A 25,490-nucleotide genomic window follows, 5' to 3' on the forward strand; every position below is an offset into this window, starting at 1 on the left:
AAACTCGTTAGTAAAGTATTGAGGAGGATGCGGTAATTAACAATGCTATTCGATGCATATTATGCGGAGATTATCGAAGTTATTCGAGATTATTCGATGCATTTTAAGTGTGCATATAGGTCGTACAGGTACGTTCTGTCATGTTTTGCTAAAGTTTATACTTGATTTATGATGATGTTATGACTGATGTATAATTTCTATTCAGAATGATTCCGCAGCCCATCTATATAATTGGCCCAATCCTGCATCATTTGCACTCTGGTATCGATCTCATCAAGCCGGTTATAAGCACCGCCATGCGTGTCTTTGATTCTATGGCCCAGCTGCAACTCTGTCACGATGTCCGAATAGCGCAGTTCGGGTTGCTCCATCAGCAAGGTTTTGGCCGATGCCCGAAATCCATGAGCGCATTGCACATCCTTATATCCAAGCCGATGAAATATCTGTACTAGGGTTGCTTTGCTAATATATGAATTGCTTGAGGCGCGCATCGATGCAAATACGCACTCTTTATGACCTGTGATTGACTGTATATTCCTTAAACGTGCAATTACTTGTGTCGCTAATGGTACAACTAAGTGCGACACCATGTCCTCACGACCTTCGCCCTTGGTAGGGGAGAACGCCCATAGCTTATTGTCCCAATCTATATCCTGCCAGCGCATAGATCGCAAATCGATACTACGCACAAACACATAAGGCAACAGATTCATTGCCTCTATCGTAATGGCGCTTGCGCCTTTAAATGAGTCCATGTCTCGTAACAATATTGCAAACTTATCAGGCTTAGTGATGGCTGGCAAATGATTGCCTGAATTGGCTGGGGCAAGCTCACCGCGCGTGTCCATTGCCACATTTTTGTCACATAATCCTCGCGCTACCGCGAACGAAAATACTTTTTCAGTATAAAGTCGGGTACTTGCGCCAACAAAGGTGGCTTGGTTTTCATTGTTTTGAATGGCCTCGCATACACCCAAAATAATTTCGCTAGTGATATCATTCATTTTTAGGTCGCCAATCTCACGACACATATATCCTAGACACAAATCCCAAAACTTGAGGGTCGACTCACTAAACGAGGGCTTTTTAGCCTTACTATGATGACGACTCCCTATCTTGTGGTCTCTCCAAGCCTGTGCAACCTCAGCAAACGTGGCGTTTTTTAGATGAGCATACTTATTAACTTGTTCTTGTTGCTGTATGGCCTTGGGGTCAGAGCCTTTTGAGACTAGAGTGAGTATGGACTCGGCTTTATGCTTAACTTCATACAAGCTAATATCATCAACCTTACCAAGCATCATTCTAGGTCGTTTGCCGTCGATATGTGGATGCGAATAACGAAGGTAGTATTCTTTTTTGCCATTTGGGTAAATACGAACACTTAGACCAGAAGTGCCTGAAATACTGATTGAATAATCTTTATCTCGGCATTCAAGTTTATTGATATCGTTTATAGTATTGACAGCCATTATGTATATCCGTAAATGTTGCAGGTGGAATGTGTCCAAAATATTTATAAGTTCGTTTGAGAGTATAGTTTCTAAAACAATGATGACTACTGAAAGTCATACTTTGTATAAACTAAAAAGATCATTGGACACTGGTATGGACACTAATTATTACCAGATATATGAATAAAACTATTTATTATAGTAACTTAAGTCTTAATTATTCCCAAGGCTCACTTGGGGATAATTATAGTATAGTGGAGACAGAGTGACTAAGCTATATTTCAATTGGCGTGCGGGCGATTAGTGAGTGGTGAGCACCATAAATATGGAGAAGCCTATCAAGGTTTGCATTCGATAAAAGAGGATTTGAGCGCCTTTAGGTAAAAACGCATGCTCCTGTACTTGCACAGAATCACTTAATCAGGGTCATAGTACTGTTCTGTGCAAATTTGGACGGCATCAAATTCAATCCTTTAGATTAAAATAGCTCAGTGGAAACAAGAGCCATTTAAAAGACCCCTAAGTGCTTCTCTAATAAGTGACTCTCTAATAAGTGATTCTCTAATCTGAAACACTTTTTGATGGTGCAAAGCGCTGAGTACTAGCGCAAAGCTATTGTGACTCCTTCTATCAAAATAAAGCGCTCCGGTATTGTCAGAGACATAACGTCATTTATGCAAACTAATCGTGACGCCAATATACTTTTACCACGACATCGGTACGACTGAGTTCTAGTCGCTCTCTCAACAATGGGCGCAGTGCTTTGGCAGTATTTGCTTCTAGTGCGCCCCAAACTTTATCAATCTGTAGAGGGTTGTCAGTTAAATAATCACCTAGTGTACTGTCAATCAGCGTGGCTAAATCTGATCCTGAGTTTGCCTGATTGGTCACTATAGGCAATACGGTAAAGTGGTCATTACCGTGGGTTTCGGTATCGCAATCAATTTTATTATCAATGTTACTGTTGTCATTACCAATGCTATCAAGGCTACTGCGCATTTTCACTGTATCAAAATAACTTTGATCGTCTGCATCTTGCGTCACACAAATAACTAATGGTGGCGTAGGATTGTTCCACAGCTCCAGCAGTCGTGCTGCCGTTGGCATCGATGTTTCATCGACAATCAATACCCCTTGACCACCTCGCAAGTGCTCCACCTTTTCTGGAAACTCTCGTTTTGTGACAACAGTCTCGCCTGTTTTTAGTGCTGCTGCCCAGTTGCCACCAGACGTATCCCCATGTAAAAAAACATCGACCCATGCTCGTATATCATCATCGGTATGCCATGCTTTTCTTAGCGTGTAATAACAGTGAAGACGAGTAGGACGTACGTTATTTTTTTCACTGTCATTAACCGCATTGCCATCAGCTTCATTGCCATCAATGCTGTCAGTCATCAATGCGCTCGTCATTGCATTGTGCTCTAAGTCAAACAAGTACGCGTAACCTGCTTCGTTGGTAGGTACTGACGTCGAGCTTGTTGCGTCCTTAATATCACTTGATTGAGCGTCATCTAATGACGGCATGCTCAACTCAAGGCGCAGCATATTTTTGCTGATTCTATAACTACTCTGCACATCAAATACTTGCTTGGTCAGTTTGATTGTTTTTTTGCCCAATTTTTTATCTGCTCTTTGTTTTAGCAAGATATATTGAGCTTGCAAGTCATCAAGCTGGGAGATAGGGGCAGCAAAAGCGATAAAGAAGATCTGGTCATGAAGCGAGCTATCTTGAGCATCAGTTGGTTGATTCTCTGAGCCTTTTGGACAAGTCTGTATAGCAATACCTTCAGCATAAATATCAGTTATTTGCGCATCGACCAGATCCAATTCGGCGGTAGATAATGAAGTAAACACACTCAAGAATCCAAGTAGTTCGTCGAGGTGCTCTTCATTAATATGAGCGACCACACTTGCTATTTCAGGGTCGTTTAGAGGAGTGTATTGTCTGTTTTGATTATCGGTGTTTTTTGTAGAAGCTAAAAGAAGGTTGGTCATATAAATACTCGCAATCAACAGAGCGTTGAAATTAAAGTGAATGATTTTATAGTTAATGATAATTGTTTTTGTTATCATTTACGAGTAAAATCAATTCTTATTGTGTTTCGGTCTCCAAAAAATTGGCCTATAACCAATGATCGATACACCATCATTCTTATGACATATTACTTTTATCAACAATGAGTGCTTATATGCTACGTGCAAACCAGCTGACTATCAGCCGTCAAGGAAATACTCTGTTAGACAATGTGAGCTGTGAGATTGATACCAATCAACTGGTGGCTTTGGTTGGGCATAATGGCTCTGGCAAATCAACTTTGATTAAAGCATTGGCAGGCGAGATGGCAAGTAGTAGTGGTGATGTCACATTAGACGAGCGCAGCATCAATGACTACGGCAGCAAGGAGTTGGCACGGCAAATGGCATATCTACCGCAGCAATTGCCCGAAGCGGCTGGATTTACGGTGCGCGAGCTGGTCATGCTAGGGCGCTATCCACATCAAAAATGGCTACAAAAGCCAACTCAAATAGATAAAGATAAAGTCGCGCAAGCATTAGAATTGACTCAAACCGAAGCGTTTGCTGATCGAATTACTGCCACGCTATCAGGTGGTGAGCGCGCTCGTGCTTGGCTCGCGATGTGTCTGGCACAGGATACGCGGTATTTGTTGCTCGATGAGCCACTTGCTGCCCTTGATATGCATTATCAAATTGAGGTCATTCAGCTTATTCGTCGTTTGGTGGATGAGCAAGGATTAAGCGTGGTGATTATTATCCACGATATTAATTTGGCCGCGCAGTATGCGGATCGAATTATTGCGCTGAAAAATGGTCAAGTATGTCACAACGGCGATATCGCCAGTACCATGCAACCTACCGTGCTACGCGATATCTTTAATGTCGATATGCAGCTGCTCAGTCATCCTATTACTGGACAGCCTGTTGCAATCGCTTAACCTCCTGGTTTCTGCTCCCTTTTCTAATTCGCCTACAAAGATATGCTTCTATGCCTCCCATTCTTTATACAGAACAATCATCGAAATGCCCAATAGCTAAGCTTAAGCCAGTATCAGTGACGCCAGTGCCAACAGTGCCAACAGTGCCAACACTGAAATGGTTCGCGCTCTCATTGTGCTTGGTATTGACCGCCTGTAATAATCAGACGTCCACACAAAAGACTACCGATCAGCTCGATGAGTTGCCATCAAGCATTACCTCAGCAGCAGAAAACAGTCATAGCGATAGGATGAACATCGTCTCTCCTGACTGGGGCAATGCGGCGACGTTGACAGCGATGGGGCATGCACCAATTGCGACAGGTGATATAAGGGTTTGGGATAGGTGGGTTAGAAGCCCTAAACTGCCATCATCAACCGTAGATTTGGGCATCCGCTATCAGCCCAATGCTGAGCTAATCGCCCAACTGCCTGTTGATATGGTTATAGACAATTACTTTTATGAGCATGCACGTAACTTATATGGCGATGTCCCTGCTGAGTCTGTGATGTTTGCCGCCAAAGGAGAAACGGCAACGTGGGCTGACTATACCGAACCGACGCGGGAGCTTGGCGTACTGATTGATAATCCAAAGATGGCTGAGGACTATATTGTACAAAGTCAAAAAGACATACAGCTGGCCAGTCAGCAATTGCAGCAGCGTTATCCAAGAGTCAAAAAGTTTGCGGTGGTACAGTTTGCAGATGCCAATAATATGCGTATGTATGTGGCAAACAGCTTATTTCAGCCTGCGTTAGAGCAAATGGGTAGAGAGCTTGTGGTATTGGGCAAAGGCAATAATTGGGGATTTGTGCCGATACGGATGGGAGATTTGGCGCAATTAGATGATGAGACTTGTTTATTAATTATCGATCCACTCAGTCCAATCACTAGAGCTGAAATTGATGACAGTTTGATTTGGCAGCGTTTAGGTTATGGCAATACCCGCTGTGTGGGGGAGCTACCTCCAGTATGGATTTATGGCGGTATGTCGTCATTGGTCAGCCTAGCAAATAAATTGTCAGAAGTATCATTAAAAGGCGGGGATGTACTATGAGCGCCAATGCAAATACTCACAACAATCATATCAATAACAACACCGACAGTGCTCATACGATGACATCAACTTCTGAAACCATAACGACTCCAAAACCATTATCGTCGTCATCTTCATCGTTGCCACCAAATCAACCCAATTCCCAGATTTCTTTGTTTGCCAGTATGTCTTGGCGACTGTGGGCCATGCTCATCGGATTAGCGGTTTTGTCATTATGGAGTAGTTGGGCACTGCTAGGTCAGCAGTGGACGCGCCCATTTAGTGACTTGCTTATACCTAGCTCGCAATTGGATATTGCCAGTATGGCGGTACAGCTACATATAGTGGCAACCAGCGTAGTGGCGTTGTTGGCTGGCGGGCTATTAGGCGTGGTCAGTATTCTACTACAGCAATTGGTAAAAAATCCCTTAGCATCAGATACGACGCTAGGTGTGGGCGTGGGTGCACAGTTGGCCATGCTTATCGTCACGTTATTTTTGCCAAGCTTGGCTATTTATGGCGGACTTTATGTAGCCTTTGTAGGAGCTATCATCAGTATGGGTCTGGTATTTGCCTTATCAGCACCCAGTCGATTTAATCCATTGATTTTGATATTGGCCGGTTTGGTGGTCAATATTTTGCTGGCAGCAGTAGCCAATGTACTGGTGTTGTTTTTTGCTGAGCGTAGCAATGGCATGCTGTCATGGGCGGCTGGGTTTTTGGCACAAAACAGCTGGCATACCAGTATCGCGCTAGTCATCACTGCTATTTTGATGGCGGTCGTATGTCTGCCATTACTGAAACCATTAACGCTGATGAGTCTAGATGACACGCAGGCAAAACGTCTGGGTGTGCCTATTAATGGGATTCGCGCACTTGTTGTATTGGTGGTCGCCGTGGTGACGGCCTTAGTGATTAGTGAAGTTGGTTTAATTGGTTTTATTGGTCTTGGTGCAGCAAGTTTGGTCAATGCGCTAGGTATTTCTGCTATTGGTAAGCGTTTGGCTACTGCTTTTGGGTTGGGGGCGCTGCTGTTATTGTTGACCAGTAATGTCGCGTTACTGCTTGAGCCGATACTTGATATGCAGATTCCAGCTGGTGCCATGACAGGCATTCTAGGCGCACCGTTAATCATTTGGTTAATTTTGCGTCAGCGCCGTGAGCGGATAGAGACAGTGACGCCGATGCTTACAGGTAAGCATACATCCATTGCATTTTGGCGATGGGGCGCTGGTGTGCTCGCTATCATCATGCTGGCTTGTCTGTTTGTGCAAGATATCAATGGTTGGGGGCTCAGTACAGACTGGGTGCTCACGCAGCAGTATCGCTTGCCTCGTAGTTTGAGCGCTGCGGCCACAGGCTTGATGTTGGCAGTGGCCGGTGTGCTACTGCAAACCTTAACGCGTAACCCCATGGCCAGTCCTGAGGTGTTGGGGGTCAGTTCAGGCGCGGCACTTGGGGTTATTTTAGGGTTTTTATTATTACCAAGTTTAGGGCTATCCGCTGGCGCAGGGACATGGCTGGTTTCAGGACTGTCAGGTGCGATGGCTGTGCTGCTATTGATTATTTGGCTAGCACGTAGGGTCAGCTCAGGTTATTTATTATTAGTAGGTATAGGTATTGCCGCCATGATGGATGGGGTGATGCATATGGTCAAGCTCTCAGGAGACCCGCGTCTAGAAGCAATGCTCAGCTGGTTATCAGGGACAACTTATAGCGCCCAGCCCAGTACAGTATGGTATCTCATTGGTATTGCCGCTATTCTATTTGTGCTCAGTTTATTGCTTATAAAACCCTTGCGTGTCCTTGGATTAGGTACAGGTGTGGCACGTAATCTAGGTGTGGCAGTCACGCCAGTTACCTTGTCATTACTGGTACTAGTGGCAGCGCTTAGTACGGCCAGTACGCTTGCCGTTGGTCCATTGAGCTTTATTGGTTTGATGGTGCCTCACTTAGCTACTTCACTGGGCGCTGTAAAGCTTGAACGGCAATTGCCATTAGCTGCACTTTTAGGGGCAGGCGTGATGGTGATAGCAGATTGGATTGGCCGTTATGTTATTTTCCCTTATGAGCTGCCTGCGGGCACGATTGCGGCGATTATCGGTGGTGGCTACTTCTTATGGCTCATTCGTAAGGTGCCAGCCACAGCAAGTAGATAGCTGATGTCTTTAGATAGCTATTAACCAACGATATAAGCGAGCACAGATAGTCCAAAACTGTCTGTGCTGGGTAGCTGTGTGTCACTGATCGGTTGACGGTTTGTGATGGTTTTCTTCATCTTTAATTCGTCATTCTTAACTTCGCGCTAACAGCTCTCTTTATCGTGTTCATCTACTGAAAAATTCGCAAACTGGGTTGACAGTCAGTTATTGGTAGTAGATACTACGCCTCATTAATAATAATGATTATCATTTACATTATCATTCAATACTAATAAGCAGTATTTTAAGAAGTAAGCGTCAAAACTTACTTTTGAATGTTTATCCAAGACGACTGACAATAACAAGGCTGAAGCTATGGACACGATCCTTTTAGACGAACCACTTGATAACGAATGCTACTTACACCGTCAAGAACAATTTGAATCAAAGGTTCGCAGTTATCCACGTAAGCTACCTTTTGCGATTCAATCAGCCAAAGGGGCGTGGATCACTGATGTGGAAGGTAATGAGTATATCGACTGCCTATCAGGTGCTGGCACGCTGGCACTTGGACACAATCATCCCGTAGTCACAGAAAGCATCAAAGCGCTATTAGACAGCAACCTACCGATGCATACATTGGATATCACCACTCCGTTAAAAGACAAATTTAGCGAGTTCATGTACAAGCTACTCGCTACCAATAGCGATGAGTATTGCTTACAGTTCTGTGGCCCGACAGGCGCTGATGCGGTAGAAGCAGCGATTAAACTCGCCAAACAAGTCACTGGTCGTTCAGGTGTGGTTAGCTTCAGCGGTGGCTATCATGGCATGACGCATGGTGCTCTGGCGGTGACAGGGAACTTGGCACCTAAACAAGGTATCGAAGGCCTGATGGGCTCGGTGCAGTTCTTGCCTTATCCCAATATGTATCGCTGCGCATTTGGCTTGCCTTTTGAGCAAAGCATTCATGCCCATATGAGCTACTTTGAAAACTTCTTAAAAGATGTAGAGAGTGGCGTGGTGAAACCAGCCGCAGTCATTTTAGAAGTTATACAAGGGGAAGGCGGTGTCAACCCTGCGCCCATAGAGTGGCTGAAGCATGTGCGCCGAGTGACAAAAGAGCTGGGCATTATGCTGATTATCGATGAAGTGCAAACAGGGTTTTGCCGTACAGGGCGTTGGTTCGCCTATCAATATGCTGATATTGATCCCGATATGATTGTGATGTCAAAAGCAATCGGTGGTGGGCTGCCACTTGCGGTATTGGGTATCAAAAAACAATACGATGTATGGCAGGCAGGCAATCATTCTGGCACGTTTAGAGGCAATCAATTAGCGATGGCGACTGGCCTTGCCACTCTCAATTACTTAAAAGACAACAACGTTGCTGATTATGTTTTAGAAATAGGTGCATGGTTCATGGCGCAGCTAAAAATACGCCAACAGCGCTATCCAAAAATGGGTCAAGTCAGAGGGCGTGGTCTCATGATTGGCATAGAGATTGTCAATCCCAGCCTACCTAAGCAAAATGACGGTAGCTATCCGGCAGACAGCGATGTGGCCGCCAAAATCCAGCAATCGTGTTTTAAGCATGGATTGGTGATTGAAAAGGGCGGGCGCGGTGGCACAGTATTGCGATTATTGCCGCCACTCAATATAACCAAAGATGAGCTGCAGCAAGTCTTGCAAAGGCTTGATATGGCGCTACAAGACAATCAATAGTCTTGCCAGCGCTTTAGCATGATTCACACATTTATAAAAAACTCTGATAACAACTCTAATAATAAGTCACTTATTTGCGATTTATACCATCGTAGAATAAACAAGTGAGGATATTTTGCATTTATTAAACCAGCAAACCAGTGAGCAATATGTCGCGCATATGCAAAAAACCAGCGCTGTCATCAAACAGTGGCTAGACGACAATAACGTGTATTTGGGCGGCACACCGCAACAAGTGCAAGCGACCAATACCTTTAGCATCCGTGAACAAGGGCGAGACATCGACACGATACTCGCTGATATTCAAAGTAAGTTTTTACCCAGTTGTGTGTCGACGGCCAATGCGAATTGCTTAGCCCACTTACATCCGCCCACACTGGTTATTGGTCAGATTGCTGAGATGATTATCGCGGCTACTAACCAAAGTATGGACTCGTGGAACCAAAGCCCAGCAGCGACCTATATTGAAAAAGACTTAATCCATTGGCTGTGTCAACGTTGTCAGTTTGGTGACATCTCTGATGCCTTCTTTGATGAACAGACAGACCATAACGCTGGTGGCGTCTTTACCAGTGGTGGTACGCAAAGTAATTTGATGGGATTACTGCTGGCACGCAATCAATTCTATAAGACTAAGGGCGTTGATGTGCAAAAGGACGGCCTGATGGGTCAGTCTAGCGGCAGTATTCTATGCTCAGATCAAGCGCATTTTTCTATCGAAAAAAATGCTGCTCTACTAGGTCTAGGCCAACGTTCCGTCATTAAAGTAGCGACAGATGCATCAGGTGCCATGCTAATGTCTGACTTACAACATCAGATAGATCAGCTAGGTACTGACAATGTGATGGCTATCATTGCAACTGCGGGCACAACGGATTTGGGTGCAATTGATCCTCTAATGGCTATTGGAAAAATTTGCCGTGATGCACAGATATGGCTACATGTCGATGCAGCATGGGGCGGGGCATTGCTACTATCACAGCGCTATCGACACTTGATTGAGGAGCTGAATCAGGCTGACTCTATTACCTTAGATTTTCACAAACATTTCTTCTTGCCGATTAGCTGTGGCGCTTTTCTCTTACGAGACAATCGAAATTTTGAGAGCATTCGCCATCATAGTGAGTATCTAAACTCTGCTGATGACGAACAAGACAATATCCCAAACTTGGTGACGTACTCTTTACAGACCACACGCCGTTTCGATGCCTTAAAGCTGTGGATGGCGCTGGACTTACTGGGAACGGATGGCTATGCAGCCTTGATTGATAGCTGTCTGGATACTGCTAAGCAGGCGGCACAGCTGATTGATGCAAATGAAAATTTTGTACTGGTACATGAGCCCATTATCAGCAGTGTTTTGTTTTACTTTATACCTAAAGATACCGAGCTATCTGATGAACAACTCGCACAGCTCAATCGCCACATCGCACAAGAATTATTGGTCAATAATATCGCCAATGTGGCCACCACCCAGTTTGAGCAGCGCCTTTGCCTTAAATTCACCATTCTAAACCCCAATACCCAAATCAATGATATTGCAGACATCATTGAGCAGATGGCTATTGCTGGTTTTAACCGACTCAATTCTGACAACCTGAACGTTGATGGGAAAAAATAACATGATGCAGCATAAAACGCTTGATCGACTTACACTACAAAATCTAATCAATGCTTACTGTTTTGAGACTGGGCGCGGCGATATTATTGCCGTAGAGCAGCAGGATGATATACAGAAGCAGGCCTCACAAAACAAGCCTCTATTAGTGCTAATGCTATTGCCTTCGAACACGGTAATGGTAGTACCTATCGATAGAGTGAGCCAATTGGGTCAGCATCGTTTGGCGGGCACGCCACTTATATTGAATAAGCAGGTAAGCATACGATCAGACTCGAAACTAGACACGCAACGGGACGACCTTTTGCAAAACAGCCGATGGATAAAATCCTCTGCTATGAGCCTAGCGTCTTTGATTATTGAAGACATCGTATATCGTTATAAAGACAAAGCGATGCTAGATGCCAATGGCGTATTAAAGCGCTGGATTGAGAGTTATGAAGGGCTACAGATTATTTTAGAGCATCGTAATGATGAGATTGATGACATCATTGACTATCAGCAAGATTTCATTCAAACCGAGCAAAACCTTATTTACGGTCATGCTATGCACCCTACACCCAAAGGCCGTGCTGGCTTTTATGGTGCCGAATGGGCTAAGTATGCGCCCGAGACCAGTAGCAAAACCCAGCTGCACTATTGGCTAGTGCATCCTAGCTGTATTACAGAAGAATTTGTAGATGGCGACAGTATTACCACAGCGCTCAAATCAAAGCTACAAGCTGATATGAGTGGCTATCAGCAGCAACTTGTCGATGAGCATCCAGACTATAAGCTGTTGCCACTGCACCCTTGGCAAGCAAGGTTTTTGCAGCAGCAGCCGTGGTATCAAAAGCTGCTAGAACAAGGTCAATTGTTCGACTTGGGTGAGCTCGGTTGGTATCTACACCCAACGACATCAGTACGCACACTGGCGGCCTTTGATGCGCCTTGGATGTTTAAACTGTCGTTGTCTGTAGCGATTACCAATTCTGTGCGGATTAACCTGCCCAAAGAATGCAAACGCGGTATGCATGCCTGCCGAATCTGGCGTAGCGACTATGGTACTCAGCTCAAAACCGAGTACCCTACAATTGCGGTATTGAATGATCCTGCTTGGATTGCCTTACGTGTCGACGGAAAAATCATTGATGAGACTATTTGTATCTTACGTGACAACCCTTTTACAGAGGATACGCAAGTCACCAATCTTGCCAGCTTAAGCCAAGACCATCCAACCCGTCTCACCAATCGCTTAGAGACTTTGTTTAAGTCCATCCATAAACGGACAGATGAACCTTTAGAGCAGGTGGCTATCCAGTGGTTTGACACTTATTTACAAGTTGGTTTTATACCGCTGGTTCATATGTATTATCAGCATGGTATTGGGTTTGAGGTACATCAGCAAAACAGTCTGATCGAGCTAAAAGACGGCTATCCCACTAAATTTTGGGCCAGAGACAATCAAGGCTTTGGCTATATTGCAGAGTATGCCACGCCGCTCATTGACGCTTATCCCGAGCTTATTAGCGAAGGAGAGTGTGTCATTCCAGAAGACTTTGCCGACTCAAGATTTGCCTATTACCTAGTTGGTAACAGTATATTTGGTCTTATTACTGCTATTGCTCGTACTCAGCTTGTGAGTGAGGATGCATTAATCACGACGTTTAAAGAATGCTTAATAGCGTTAGAGCAACAATACCCACATCGCTCGTTATTTGATTTGTTATTACGTAGTCCTACATTGCCGTTTAAGGGCAATCTACTCACCAGACTCTATGCACTCGATGAGCTGACCGCGCCTGTTGAGACCCAGTCTATTTATGTCGATATCCCAAACCCTATGATGACGTAGCACGTCATATTGGAACGGCAAAATTAGCACACGATAAAAGTTAGGGTTCGACAAGAACTAGCAGCAGAATTAACGTGACCACCAAATCACTAAGGGGCGACAGTGTTAGATATTATTGGTATTGGCGTAGGGCCGTTTAATTTAAGTTTGGCAGCATTACTGACAAAGACAAACGTAACCGCCAAGTTTTTTGAGCAAAAGGTTGAGTTTAATTGGCATAAAGGCATGATATTGCCAAACACTACGCTGCAAGTGCCTTTTATGGCAGACTTGGTGACGATGATAGACCCAACCAGTCCGTATTCTTTTTTGAATTATTTACATACTCAGCAGCGATTGCTCAAGTTTTACTTTTTAGCAGAGTTTAAAATTTATCGTAAAGAGTACAATCATTATTGCCAGTGGGTAGCAGGGCAGCTGGACAGTCTGAATTTTGATGCGGCAGTGATAGACGTGATGTTTGACGATAGCAATGATGGGTTTGTAGTGACAGTCTCTGAACAAGGCAAACAAAACACCTATCATGCTAAAAATTTAGTTATAGGAACGGGCACACAGGCCACGCTACCACCGTCGTTGCAGGACATTGCCAAGCAAGCGCCTAACCGCTGTATGCACACCGCCCATTTTGCAGACAATTTTGACTTGGACAGCCTCAATGCTAGTAGCCTTGATCTGAATAGTACCCAGGCAGACAACAAGCTGACCAAAATATTGGTGTTGGGGTCTGGACAGTCCTCAGCAGAGGTGTATCGAACGCTGTTTGATCAGCAGTTTGATGGCGATGATAGTACTAATGACAACCCTAAGTTTCAGCTAGATTGGATGACTCGCTCGGCAGGTTTTTTCCCCATGGAATACTCCCCATTAGGTTTAGAGCATTTTAGCCCTGCGTATACAGATTACTTTTATGATTTAGACTCAGCAACCAAACCTCAAGTCACTGCCAAGCAAGACCTGCTCTATAAAGGCATGGGCTTTGAGACCATACGTGATATCTATCATCGTCTCTATGAGCGTAGTATTACCAATCAAGATTTGTATTCGACGTTGCTATCCAACTGTGAAGTGGTTGAGGCAACGCTGACAACAATGCTAGAAGTGCCAGAGTCGACAGGCACCATAAAACTGGTAGGTAGACAGCGTGAACAGAATCAAGATTTTACTGCTGAGTATGATTGTGTGATTGCTGGTACAGGCTATCGTTACGGTCTGCCTGAGTGCTTAAATACGCTACTACCTAGCATCGCGCACGATGAGTTTGATCAGCCAGTTATTGATAGAGACTATGCACTGAAATATGTGCTGACGGATCAAAAAGACATCGCGACTGATGGCAATATTTTTGTACAAAACCAAGAGGTCCATACTCATGGCGTTGGCGCACCAGACTTGGGGCTGGGTGCTTATCGAGCAGGGTGCATCATCAACCAGTTGACAGGTGGGCAGACTTACGACACCGACGCCTTAAAAGTATTTCAAAATTTTGGCGCGTAATGTTTTATAAGACTCGTATTTCATAAAAATCCTATTAATCACATAACAATATAACTGTATAACAATCAGGAGTCAGTCATGCCGACCATTACCCAAAACCTACCCGATACCTTTAGTATTGAGGCTTATCAAAAGACGTTTGCGTTGAGACCTGTCAGCTATCCAGAAGACATGCCGCTACTATATAAATGGATGCATGCTGAGCATGTGGTTGATCAGTGGCAGCTACATCTCCCAATGCCGCAGCTAAAAACACATTTTGAAAAAATGTTGGCTGATGATCATCAGCGTCTCTACCTCATACTTTGTGATGATAAGCCGATTGGCTATACAGAGATTTATGAAACGGCTCGTGACCGGTTGTCTCAGTATTACAAAGCCAAAGAGACGGACATGGGCTGGCATATTTTGCTTGGCGATCCAGCAGTAGTGGGTAAAGGTTATCTCAAGCCAACAGGTATGATGATTACCAAGTTTATATTTGAGCATACTGAGGCCAAAAAAATCGTGGTCGAGCCGGATAATAAGGTTGAGGTGTATCAATGGATTGCTGATAGCTTCGCTTATCGCGTACAACGTCTGATTGAGATGCCAGAAAAGACCGCTGCTTTGTATTTTTGCAATCGCGATGAATTTCTAGAATCTAGAGGTTATCTCAATTTCTATGGTGCCACTGCTTAATGAGCAAAGCTCCTATAAATAAAGCTCCTATAAATAAAGCCCCTATAAATAAGGCATCTACCAATGAGTCGCCTATAAGCGAAGCCTCGAGTAATAGTAGTCATGGCTTGAGCAACAAACAAGTACAGCAGGTATTATTGACACTATTACTCGGCGGTACGGTTGTCAGCTTTAGTAATAGTGCGCTTAACCCAGCCATTCCTGTTTTTATGTCGGTGTTTGATGTCGATATCGTAATGGGCGGCTGGGTGTTAAATGCTTATGTCTTAGCCATGAGTGTGGGGCTAATGCTGAGTGGCTACTTAAACAAAAAGTTTCCTTTTAAGCATGTTTATTTGGCGGCCATTTTTGGGTTTATGCTAGGCTCAGCCATTGGCATGCTGGCCTCTAGTATGAGCCTTGTTATCATTGCTAGAGCCATACAAGGGCTGAGTGGCGGTCTGATTATTCCACTTTCTATTGGTATGCTGTATCAGATTTATCCGCAGCAGCAGCATGGCAGAGTAATGGCGCTATGGGGCATTGTTATTATGATGTCGTTGGCGTTTGGCCCTTTGGTAGGGGCTTATTTGGTTGAGCAGTTTGCGTGGTGGACACTGTTCGCCATTACCTTGCCATTAAGTGCGGCGGTCATGGCGATGGTGTGGTGGTTAATACCCGATATGCGCTCACATGATGAAAAAAGCCCTTTCGATACCATTGGGTTTGTCAGTTTACTCATTTGGCTGCTTGCGATGATGGTTTGGCTGAGCACGCTGAAAATAGATTTTACTGGTGGATTGTTCAGTAGTGACGGATTATTAAAGATAGCCACGTTGGGTTTGTTGTCTGTCGGATTCTTGCTGTCCGCAATGGTTTGGTGGGCATATGAGCGGCGGCAGCGTCATCCGTTATTGAACGTGCGCTTGTTCCGTAATAAAACCTATTTGCACAGTAATATCATTAGTATTAGCCAAACAGTTGGTTTGATGCTGTGTCTCTTACTATTGCCCGTATTGATACAAGACGTGATGGGCGAGAGTGCTTTATGGACAGGCGTTGTCCTAATGGTCGCGACCCTCGTGGCCAGTATCACCACGCATTACGCTGGCAAGATGGTAGATAAGCAAGGTGCCAGAGGGATTGGCATCGTAGGAATTGCGATTAGTGCGCTGTCTACCTTGATGCTGGCATGGTGCTTGTATCAGCCCACGCTTTGGCTATTAATGTTGATTATGAGTATGCGCGGTATTGGAGTGGGTCTAGCATACCTGCCGACCACGACGGTTGGTTTTAGCAGCTTACCCAAAGACTCGGTCACTGAGGGAGCGGCACTTAATAATATCAGTCGCCGCATCATCTCTACTATATTTATTACGCTGTCCACCCTTTATATAGGCAGTCGAAGTGCGCAGTTATTAGTAGCAGGTAGTAGTGATGGTATGGCAAGCGCGATCCAAGAAATACTGGTGGTCATCGCGGTGATTTTATTATTCACGATTCCTTCAGCGTGCAAATTACCACGATCCCCATAAACAAATACCCCGTATCGGGGTTTACTTTAACTTATTGACGTAAATAATTATCATTCGCTTTATATGCGTCTAAATTCATACTTTTATTTGATTCAATTTTCAGACAGGAAACTTATATCTATGTCCAATAATCTAGCAAACTCTACCAAAAACAATAATAGCAATCATAGTACTGACGTTACTTGTGCGACTAAACCGTGGCAATCACCTGTCGATTCTAAAATCATGGCACGCGCTGAGCAACGGGTGATTAAGCAATTGCTACAAGCGTTATTATATGAAAATATCATTGATTTTGAACCTGAAAGTGCGAACACCGCTCATGAAAGTACTGGTAACGAGGCCCTGCTGAATTTTATTATCAAAGCAGGTGATGATGTCAGTTATACCGCGCAAGGCTATATTCATTATAGTTTTGACATCATCCGTTTAAATGACTTGAATGTGCAGCGAGTGGTTAACGGTGTTCCTCAAGACGCCATTCTTGAGCATGTAATAAGTGATATCTTGCTCAATATTGAAGGTGCAGAACTCAAAGATAGCTTTATCAAAGAGCTGCGTCATACCTTAGTGAATGAAACACAGTCTCAGATACTGGCTTCTAATGTGCCTGTAGCTATTAATAAACTCACTTATGAGCAACTCGAAGGCTATTTGACGGCAGGGCATCCTTATCATCCGTGTTTTAAATCTCGTATTGGTTTTGATTTACAAGACAACTATGACTATGGCCCAGAGTTTGATCAAAACATCGACGTAGTGTGGTTGGCGGTCAAAAAAGAGCTACTGGTGAGTAATACCACTACCGGCATCGATATAAATGAATGGGTGAAAGATTATGTGGGTGTTGATGAATTTGATGCACTCAATGCCAAACTTACAGAAGTACTTACAATCGCAAATAAGCAAGACGAAGGTACAGCTAGTCATGAAGTAGACGAGACGGCTAATAATTATTGCTTAATACCTGCGCATCCTTGGCAATGGCAAAATACCTTAATTCAAGCATTACAGCCACTGCTTGCCACGCAAGAGGTTATCTACTTAGGTAGTGCAGGTCATCAGTACCGCGCTCAGCAGTCTATTCGCTCACTGACGATGCTTGGTAATGCTGATGACAATGTTAATACTGACACCAGTAATAATAAAGCCTACTTAAAGCTGAGTATGCACCTGATTAACACCTCAAGCACACGAATACTGGCAAAGCATACCGTGATGAATGCGGCTGTTGTCACCACTTGGTTAAACCAACTGATTGTAGATGACAAGACCGCCCAAGCATTACCCATTGCGTTTTTAGGTGAGACCGTTGGCGTTAGCTTAGATCATGAGGCGTTACGCACACGTGGCTACCAGCATCCAAATATGTATGGCGGGCTAGCTGCTATTTGGCGAGAAAACGTCAGTCAGTATCTATCAAAAGGTCAAACAGCATTCCCGCTCAATGGTGTCAGTTATATCAATGCTGATGGCTCGCATCTGATAGCACCTTGGCTTGACAAATATGGTGTAGAGGAATGGATTGCGCAGTTGATTAAGGTCACTGTCACTCCTTTACTACATATCTTATTTGGTTATGGTGTGGCATTAGAGTGCCATGCGCAAAACATCATCTTGGTACATGAAGATGGCTATCCCGTAAAAGTCTTATTAAAAGATTTGCATGACGGGGTTCGCTATTCACCTGAGCACTTAACCCAACAATACTTGCGTCCAGACTTTTATAGCTTGCCACCTGCCCATGCTGCCTTAAATAGAGGCTCATTTATCGAGACCGAAGATACAGATGGCATTCGTGATATGACGGTTGCTTGCTTATTCTTTGTGGCGTTGTCAGACATTGCGATTTTCATGCAGACGCATTATCACTATTCTGAAGTGGCGTTTTGGCAACAGGTTGCTGACTGCGTGACCGACTATCAAACCTCCCATCCAGAGCATCAAGTACGGTTCGGCTTGTTTGATGTATTCGCTAAACAAACGCGCATTGAGTCATTGGCTAAGCGTCGATTATTCGGAGATAAAGCATTCCCGATTAAATACATCAATAACCCATTGTTTAAAAGTCAGGGGTAAGACGATGCATACATTATTCCCTGTGCAAACTTCTGCGCAAAACAGCCACCTTGATGCAAACCCTGAGCTAGATGTCGAGGCTGTTCAATGGTCGCTGATTAGCCATTTAGTAGAGTGCTTTCTATTAGAGCAGTGGGTGGATGAGCACCTTATTCAAGTGACCACCACCGCTGAGTATTTAGCCAGTCATCAGACGATTCAAGCATCTCAAGCTCAAGATGCGCATCAATTTTTAGCGTCGCTACCACAGCAGTATCAAGATTTTTTTGACCAAGACAATCCGTTAATGGTAATGAAAGTTGACCAAGATAGACAGTTGTTACTATTGGTAGAGCCTGCTTACGCTTCAAAGTGGCGATTGTCTAAATTCTGTCTTCCTATCGTACATAACGTCAATGTCAGTCTTAACAGCAATCTTAATAGCATCCTTAATAATAGCCATCATGTAGATAGCGCTTTGCTAGAGCCAGTAAGCTCAGCACAGCAATTGTTAGATATCTTTTTATCAATGATGGATAGTGCCGCGTTGTCTGATATCGGTGTCTTAAAGTTAAAAGAAAGCTTAGAGACTTCTTTTATAGCTCAGATACAGTCGGCAGCAGCAAACATCACGACGGCAGTTTGTCAGTATCCGCATTGGCATCAAACCTTGATTGCGGCGGAGCAGTGGGCTTCGCTGATGGATCGTCCGTTTCATCCATTGGCTAAAGGCAAGTTAGGCTTTACGGCAACAGAATACAAACGTTATATGGCAGAGTTTAATCAGCCTATCACGCTGGTATGGGTCGCCATTGCCAAAAGCCATGTCATGGTGGCAGATCATGTCAAAGACACAACAACGCAAAATCCAGCGAAATATCTTTTGGATACTACGCAGCAGCAGAAGTTAATGCGAGAGCTAGACGATAAAGGTATTACGGAGACACACATTGCGATGCCTGTACACCCTTGGCAAATGACTCATGTAATTGATGAGATGTATGCCGACGATCTTGCCAATGGCACAATTGTCGCCCTTGTCGCCCTCAAGTTTGACGAGCTAATCACTTATGCCAGCTCATCGATGCGCAGTATGTTAATTGATGCTGATACACCAAATAGTATTAAGCTGCCTATAGGTGTGTACGCACTGAACTCAAAGCGTTACTTGCCAGCCCTCAAGCTGATCAATGGTGAAAAAAACCAAGCCATATTGATGCAGGCAAGAACAATAGACTCGGTACTATCAGCACAGCTACGGTTATGGGATGAACGTCTGTGGTGGGGTTATATGTCTCCGTCTCATTTGCATGATAAAAGCGCTATTAATCCGCAATTTTATCAAGAAAAGCCCACGCATTTAGGCGCGATGCTACGTCAATTACCAGCAGATCTGTGTGACGATAAGATTCAACTGTTACCCATGGCAAGCTTGGGTATGTTGGTTTACAAGCAGGGTGCCAGCCATCACATTTTTGACGGGATTGTTCAGGATAGCATTCAGCATGGTAGCCAAAACAGTGCTCAAGACAGCATCCAAGAAAGCGCGTTGCAGATCAAAAAACTCGCTACCATAGCGTGCTTTAAGAATCTTTGTGATGTATTTCTGGGGACGATGCTGCGCTGTTTACGCCTAGGGTTTGCACCTGAGATGCATGGGCAAAATATTGTTATTGTATTAAAAGACAATCGTTTTACCAGTCTGTTACTACGTGACCATGATTCCGTACGCATCCATATACCATGGTTGGCACGCCATAGAATATCAGATCCTGAATATCTAAGTCCGCCAGATTTTAAAAACCGTCTATATCGCGAGACGCCGCAAGCGTTAATATTCTATCTACAGTCGCTAGGGTTGTTAGTTAATATTCGGGCGATTATCGAGTCATTGGCTGAGCATTATCATATCAATGAAGAGACTCTGTGGCACGAGGCAATGATGAGTATTGAGCAGTCTTTGGTAACCATCGATTTTGATGATGATCAACGTCAGGTTATTCGTGACGAGTTATTGAATGGTTCACATTATCCGCATAAAACATTGCTATTGCCCGTGATTGCCCGTGGTTCTGACCCTCATGGCAGTATGCCAGCTGGAGAAAGTAAAACAATCAACCCGTTCAAGCGTATCAAGAAAAGCCGCTAGCCAATTAACTCTTTTAACTAACTAATAGCTACTTAGTGATGCGATAAAAGTTATCGAGAAACAAGCAAAAGCTAAAAAGTGTGATAGTGAGAACACAATGAATGACATCGATATTCACGACCTTATAGACGGTTATAAAGAGATAGGTACCTCAACCATTGGTCATCTGACTGGGGAAGGGTATTTACCAGATATTACGCCTCTCAATCCCTGCACGGCTACCATAGTAGGCCGAGTGTTAACAGTCCAGCTAGCCTCTGATAACACGGATGTGATCAACCAGGCATTGATTCAAGCAGCGCCAAATGATGTGTTATGTATTGATGCTCAGGTATTAGGCATTAGAGCATGTTGGGGAGCATTGCGCACTTGCGCCGCTATCTATGAGAAGCTATCGGCGGTCATTGTCATTGGACAGGCGACTGACTCGGTACAAATTCAGCAGCTGGGATTTCCGGTATTTGCACAAGGCATCAGTGCTGTGACCACATTTAAAAGCGATCAGGCACAAGGAACATTAGCCTCCGATATTTGCTATCGCTTTGGTGAGCAAACAACGATTATCCGTTCAGGCGATATCGCTATGATGGATAGTGACGGAGTATTCATATTGTCTGTTGATGTAGCACAGCAACTATTATCAGATTGTCAAAAGAAGCATAAAGCAGATGAGGTTAAGTTTCAGCTATTTTTTGAGGCATATCGTAATAATCAGTTAGATAAGTTGTTTGAGAGCTAGGGCGTGTCCTAGTGAAGTTATCAAAAATTAGATTTTCAGCTGAACCCAGAATCATCATAAGTAAGCACTTACTAACAAAGTATAAATACATATAGAAATAAAAACGATTATCATTTACAATATCGTTCACAAAGTTAGTACACACAGTATTGTTAGCTAAATATAACTGATACCACTATTTGACTATCCAACTAAGTGAAGTAAATATGAAAAGCCATCATCAAGTTGCTCTATCCGTTCTTACCCTTTGCATCAGTCAGCAATTATATGCACAAACCGATTTCAGTACTACGGGCGTTGCTGTCAATGCGGCTACGTCAGAAGCGTTGGCCTCAAATTCAACATCAAGTTCGGCATCAACTGAGACGCCCAATGTGACTTTAGACACTATCAATGTCACTGCTAAGGCCAGAACAGGTACGGCATTGGCGCAAAAAATTAGCGAGATGCCTGCCGTCACGCAAGTGATTACTGAAAATGAGATTCAGATGCAGGCAACGGGTGACCGTACCACTGGTGATATATTGGCGCAGCTGATTCCGAGCCTAGGTGCCAGTAGCGGCTCAACCAGTAACTATGGTACGACCATGCACGGCCGTCCAGTACAGTTCTTGCTGAATGGGGTGCCATTGAGCAGTTCACGTAGCCTCTCACGTGAGTTAAATAGTATTGATTCTGCACAGCTTGAGCGGGTAGAGGTACTCTCAGGCGCTACCAGTATCTATGGTGCTGGCGCGGCAGGTGGTCTTATCAATCTCGTGACCAAATCTTTGGTCGGTTATGGTCCTATCAGACAAACCAGAGTCGGCGTCAGTAGCAGTCGTGGCTTTGAGTCAGACTCATTGGGTTATCATGTAGGACAAACCTTAGGATATGGCGGCGAGCGAGTGTATGGTCGTCTAGATGTTGATTACGATAGCAAAGGCGGAAAGTTTGATAGCAAAGGCAACCGTATCAGCCCAGATGTGAACCAAACGGACCAACAAGATACCGAATCGCTAAGTGTTAATGGTAGCTTAGGTGTAGAGCTCACTGACAGCCAACGTCTTGACCTTGCAGTGACTTACTATAAAGATGAGCAGGATACGGACTACGGCCCAGACTATGGTGATGGTTTGGCAGTGTTGTTTGGTGCAAAACCTTCCTTAAAAGCCATCGATGGTGCCGACGTAGAAAACGAGCCTTATACCACTAAGACCTCAATGAACTTGAACTATAATAATGACGATATTGCAGGTTCTAGCTTAAGTGTGACGGGTTACTATCGAGACGAAAAAGGTCGCTTTTACCCTTCTGCTAAGAGCGCAGCAACCCAAGCAGCTGAAGTCTGGCAGGCCAATGGTTTGACTGATGAAAAAACCGTGAACAAGCTTACCAGTGCTGCAGTATTTGTAACCCAGTCAGAAGCTGATATCGAAGTAATGGGTTTGCGGGCAGCCATGCAAACCGAAACCGAAATCGCAGGAAAAAAGACACTGTTTAGCTATGGTGCTGATTTCGAACGTGAAAACAGTGAGCAGACCTATTATGGTCAAAACCTAAACACCTTTCTTGCCAGTAATGGCTTAAGCGCCCAAACCAATGGGCTTACTTATAACGGTGGACCAGATACTACCATCGATAAATGGGGCGCTTTTGTCAATGCAGATGTAGACATCACTGACAAATGGCATACCAGTGCTGGCGTGCGCTATCAAAAGCTTAAGTCAGAAACCGATGCTTTTACGCCCATCTATGAGCAGCTGCTTGAAGAGTATTTTAACGACCCTCGTATCAGTGGGACAAGCGCAGCTTATGGCATTGACTATCAAGCAGGCGACGTAGAAAAAGGCAACACAGACCACGACAAAACCTTGTTTAATCTCGGTACTAGCTATCAGTTAACCCCAAATGATCAGGTATTTGCCAATTTTTCACAAGGGTTTACCACAGCGGATATCCAGCGTGCGCTGCGTGATGTGCGTGCAGGTTTTGTGGTCAACTCAGACAACGTACAGCCGATTGCGATTAACAACTACGAGTTTGGCTGGCAAGGCAAGCATGGCGATACAGCAGCGCGCTTGAGCGGTTTTTATAATGAATCAGACAAAGTCGTACGTTTTACTGACAGCTATACTGTAGAAGTGGTCGATACTGATGAGCGTGTTTATGGTGTTGAAGGGTCGCTCAGTCACGACATTAGTGATAAATGGCAAGTGGGCGGTAGTGTCGCTTATACCCGTGGTCAGTATGACAAAGATGGTGATTGGTTGGAGCTAGATGCAGTACGTCTAACACCGCTCAAAGGTACCGCATTTGCGCAATACAACTTTGATGAAGGCAGCAATGTCCGCTTGCAGGCATTAGCGATAGGCGGTGATGATGAAGCCTTTAAAGACCAACAAAAAGACCCTGACTCTAGTGCCTTGCCTGTCACCGGCTATATGACACTTGATGTATTGGGACAAGTAAAAATGCCAGTCGGACGAGTAGATTATGGTGTTTATAACTTGCTCAATAAAGACTATTTAACAGTCTATCATCAAACCACATATGGCGACCTGAACCGTTTACCGGCATCAGGCACCACCTATGGCTTAAGCTACACCGTTGATTATTGAATAATAAGTACTCAAAAGCCTTTCATACTAATTGTTTGATAGTATGGAAGGCTTTTTTATTTAGGGCGTGTCCTCATTTTAAAAATGATGATAAAAATGAAATAAAGTCTCTCTATTTAATATTATTTAATACTACTACTGTAAATGGAAAATAATATGCTTGAGCTAAGACCCAATTGTGAACGCTGTGATAAGGACCTGCCGCCTAATGCTATAAATGCGATGATCTGTAGCTTTGAATGTACGTTTTGCACCTCTTGTGCGGCTAATGTTTTAAATAACTATTGTCCTAATTGTGGTAGTAATTTAACTAGCCGCCCTATACGTCCTACGTCTTTACTTAAGCAGTATCCGGCATCATTAAAGCGTGTGGTCAAAAAAGACAGTTAAAATGCAGTTAAAATATAGTGTTTAGATGTCTATTCATTGCCATGCCATTTACTAGGACGTGTCTTCAATTCAGGCGTTATCAATAAATGCGCTGCTTTATCCGCTACTAAGTAAGAACAGCCTTCCTTCCCAGTCCTATCTTCACATTTGCCAATATCAATCCAGATAAAATGAGCATCATCGCCAGCATCTTCCACCATGTCACCACCTCTCCTGTGAACAACACTGAGGTCGCCATACCGAATATGGGCACCAGTAGCGCAAAGGGCATAACCTTGGAGGCGGTATTTTGCGCCAGCAGATGTGCCCACAGTCCAAAGCCAATCAGGGTTGAGATATAGACTATAAAACCAAGCGATAGCCAAGACTTGAAGGATGCCTGCGTGAACGTTGCAAGCTGCCATGCTTCGGTTTCGAATAGTAGAGAAGATAACGTCAAAATAACACAGGCGATCAGACCGCCCCATACCACCAGTGCTAGCGCCGACAGTGCCGATGTCTTATTTGAAGCTTTGTTGTTGCTATTGACAGGCAAGGCAGTAGAAATATTACTGGTACTCTGCTGCGTTGAGGCTTGTTTTGAAGCAATATTGCCAAAGCTCCAGCCTATGGCCGCAATTAAGATACAGATGAAGCCGACCAAGGGCATATCACCGCCAAGGTTTAACGCAATCACACCCAGTCCTAGCACACCGACTACCATACCGATGATCTGCATGCGACTCACGGCTTCACCCAGTATGACAAAAGCCAGTAATACGGTAATAAAGATCTGAACTTGCAACAACAGCGCTGTTAATCCTGCCGATGCACCCAAATGCATGGCGGTGAATACAAAAGCATACTGCATGACAAAGGTGCCGATCGCATAAATAAATAGCGTACGGTTGAATTTAGGCGGCTTGAGAAAAAGAACCAGGGGCACAGCGGTAAAGAAAAAGCGTAGGGCAGTGAGCATTAATGGTGGAAAGCTTTCAAGCGCCCATGCAATAAAGGTAAAGTTCACGCCCCATATAAAGGTAACCAATACGGCTAAGGCAATGTGGATTGGGGTCATAGG

General features: G+C 44.2%; 17 protein-coding genes. 14 read left to right on the forward strand and 3 right to left on the reverse strand.

All coding sequences use genetic code 11. The features are described from left to right. Positions 1 to 197: 197 nt before the first annotated feature. Together ACMFL8_RS07405 and ACMFL8_RS07410 are read right to left on the reverse strand one after the other, a co-directional pair. Positions 198 to 1,469, reverse strand: a complete 1,272-nt coding sequence (locus ACMFL8_RS07405) for a tyrosine-type recombinase/integrase (RefSeq protein WP_413190562.1) — start codon at positions 1,467 to 1,469, stop codon at positions 198 to 200. 663 nt (positions 1,470 to 2,132) lie between these two features. Further along, entirely contained in the window at positions 2,133 to 3,449 is a 1,317-nt protein-coding gene (locus ACMFL8_RS07410; protein WP_413190563.1) for an SIP domain-containing protein, read from the reverse strand. Between the two features lie 194 nt (positions 3,450 to 3,643). Between ACMFL8_RS07410 and ACMFL8_RS07415 the strand changes: the two genes are divergently transcribed. The 14 genes from ACMFL8_RS07415 to ACMFL8_RS07480 all read left to right on the forward strand — a co-directional run bounded on the left by ACMFL8_RS07415 (position 3,644) and on the right by ACMFL8_RS07480 (position 24,430). Continuing rightward, positions 3,644 to 4,408 carry an ABC transporter ATP-binding protein gene (locus ACMFL8_RS07415; RefSeq protein ID WP_413190564.1) on the forward strand — a complete coding sequence of 255 codons (765 nt, stop codon included), beginning with the start codon at positions 3,644 to 3,646 and terminating at the stop codon, positions 4,406 to 4,408. A gap of 50 nt (positions 4,409 to 4,458) precedes the next feature. Continuing rightward, complete coding sequence (locus ACMFL8_RS07420; protein WP_413190565.1) at positions 4,459 to 5,505, forward strand: ABC transporter substrate-binding protein; 1,047 nt, start codon at positions 4,459 to 4,461, stop codon at positions 5,503 to 5,505. After that, complete coding sequence (fhuB, locus tag ACMFL8_RS07425; RefSeq protein ID WP_413190566.1) at positions 5,502 to 7,643, forward strand: Fe(3+)-hydroxamate ABC transporter permease FhuB; 2,142 nt, start codon at positions 5,502 to 5,504, stop codon at positions 7,641 to 7,643. Before ACMFL8_RS07420 ends, fhuB begins: the two co-directional genes overlap by 4 nt. A gap of 357 nt (positions 7,644 to 8,000) precedes the next feature. Continuing rightward, entirely contained in the window at positions 8,001 to 9,350 is a 1,350-nt protein-coding gene (locus ACMFL8_RS07430; RefSeq protein WP_413190567.1) for a diaminobutyrate--2-oxoglutarate transaminase family protein, read from the forward strand. A gap of 115 nt (positions 9,351 to 9,465) precedes the next feature. Beyond that, positions 9,466 to 10,971, forward strand: a complete 1,506-nt coding sequence (locus tag ACMFL8_RS07435; RefSeq protein WP_413190568.1) for a pyridoxal phosphate-dependent decarboxylase family protein — start codon at positions 9,466 to 9,468, stop codon at positions 10,969 to 10,971. 1 nt (position 10,972) lies between these two features. Next, entirely contained in the window at positions 10,973 to 12,802 is a 1,830-nt protein-coding gene (locus ACMFL8_RS07440; RefSeq protein ID WP_413190569.1) for an IucA/IucC family protein, read from the forward strand. A 102-nt stretch (positions 12,803 to 12,904) separates the two neighbouring features. Further along, a complete protein-coding gene (locus tag ACMFL8_RS07445; protein ID WP_413190570.1) occupies positions 12,905 to 14,299 on the forward strand; it encodes a lysine N(6)-hydroxylase/L-ornithine N(5)-oxygenase family protein in 1,395 nt (464 codons plus the stop codon). 78 nt (positions 14,300 to 14,377) lie between these two features. After that, entirely contained in the window at positions 14,378 to 14,980 is a 603-nt protein-coding gene (locus ACMFL8_RS07450) for a GNAT family N-acetyltransferase (RefSeq protein ID WP_413190571.1), read from the forward strand. Next, entirely contained in the window at positions 14,980 to 16,494 is a 1,515-nt protein-coding gene (locus ACMFL8_RS07455; RefSeq protein ID WP_413190572.1) for an MFS transporter, read from the forward strand. The genes ACMFL8_RS07450 and ACMFL8_RS07455 overlap by 1 nt, the downstream gene beginning before the upstream one ends. Before the next feature lie 120 nt (positions 16,495 to 16,614). Further along, positions 16,615 to 18,573 carry an IucA/IucC family protein gene (locus ACMFL8_RS07460; RefSeq protein WP_413190573.1) on the forward strand — a complete coding sequence of 653 codons (1,959 nt, stop codon included), beginning with the start codon at positions 16,615 to 16,617 and terminating at the stop codon, positions 18,571 to 18,573. A gap of 4 nt (positions 18,574 to 18,577) precedes the next feature. Then, complete coding sequence (locus ACMFL8_RS07465; protein ID WP_413190574.1) at positions 18,578 to 20,701, forward strand: IucA/IucC family protein; 2,124 nt, start codon at positions 18,578 to 18,580, stop codon at positions 20,699 to 20,701. 97 nt (positions 20,702 to 20,798) lie between these two features. Then, positions 20,799 to 21,440: an RraA family protein gene (locus tag ACMFL8_RS07470; protein ID WP_413190575.1), complete on the forward strand. Its 642-nt coding sequence runs from the start codon at positions 20,799 to 20,801 to the stop codon at positions 21,438 to 21,440. A gap of 206 nt (positions 21,441 to 21,646) precedes the next feature. Further along, positions 21,647 to 24,040 (forward strand): TonB-dependent receptor, encoded by a 2,394-nt coding sequence (locus tag ACMFL8_RS07475; protein ID WP_413190576.1) that lies wholly within the window; start codon positions 21,647 to 21,649, stop codon positions 24,038 to 24,040. A gap of 156 nt (positions 24,041 to 24,196) precedes the next feature. Next, on the forward strand, positions 24,197 to 24,430 hold the full coding sequence (locus ACMFL8_RS07480) for a DUF1272 domain-containing protein (RefSeq protein ID WP_413190577.1): 234 nt from the start codon (positions 24,197 to 24,199) through the stop codon (positions 24,428 to 24,430). Between the two features lie 106 nt (positions 24,431 to 24,536). Here ACMFL8_RS07480 and ACMFL8_RS07485 read toward each other — a convergent pair whose 3' ends face one another. Beyond that, complete coding sequence (locus ACMFL8_RS07485; RefSeq protein ID WP_413190578.1) at positions 24,537 to 25,487, reverse strand: EamA family transporter; 951 nt, start codon at positions 25,485 to 25,487, stop codon at positions 24,537 to 24,539. Between the last annotated feature and the right edge of the window lie 3 nt (positions 25,488 to 25,490).

It is taken from the genome of Psychrobacter sp. AT9 (assembly GCF_047272965.1).
GTDB lineage: Bacteria > Pseudomonadota > Gammaproteobacteria > Pseudomonadales > Moraxellaceae > Psychrobacter > Psychrobacter glaciei.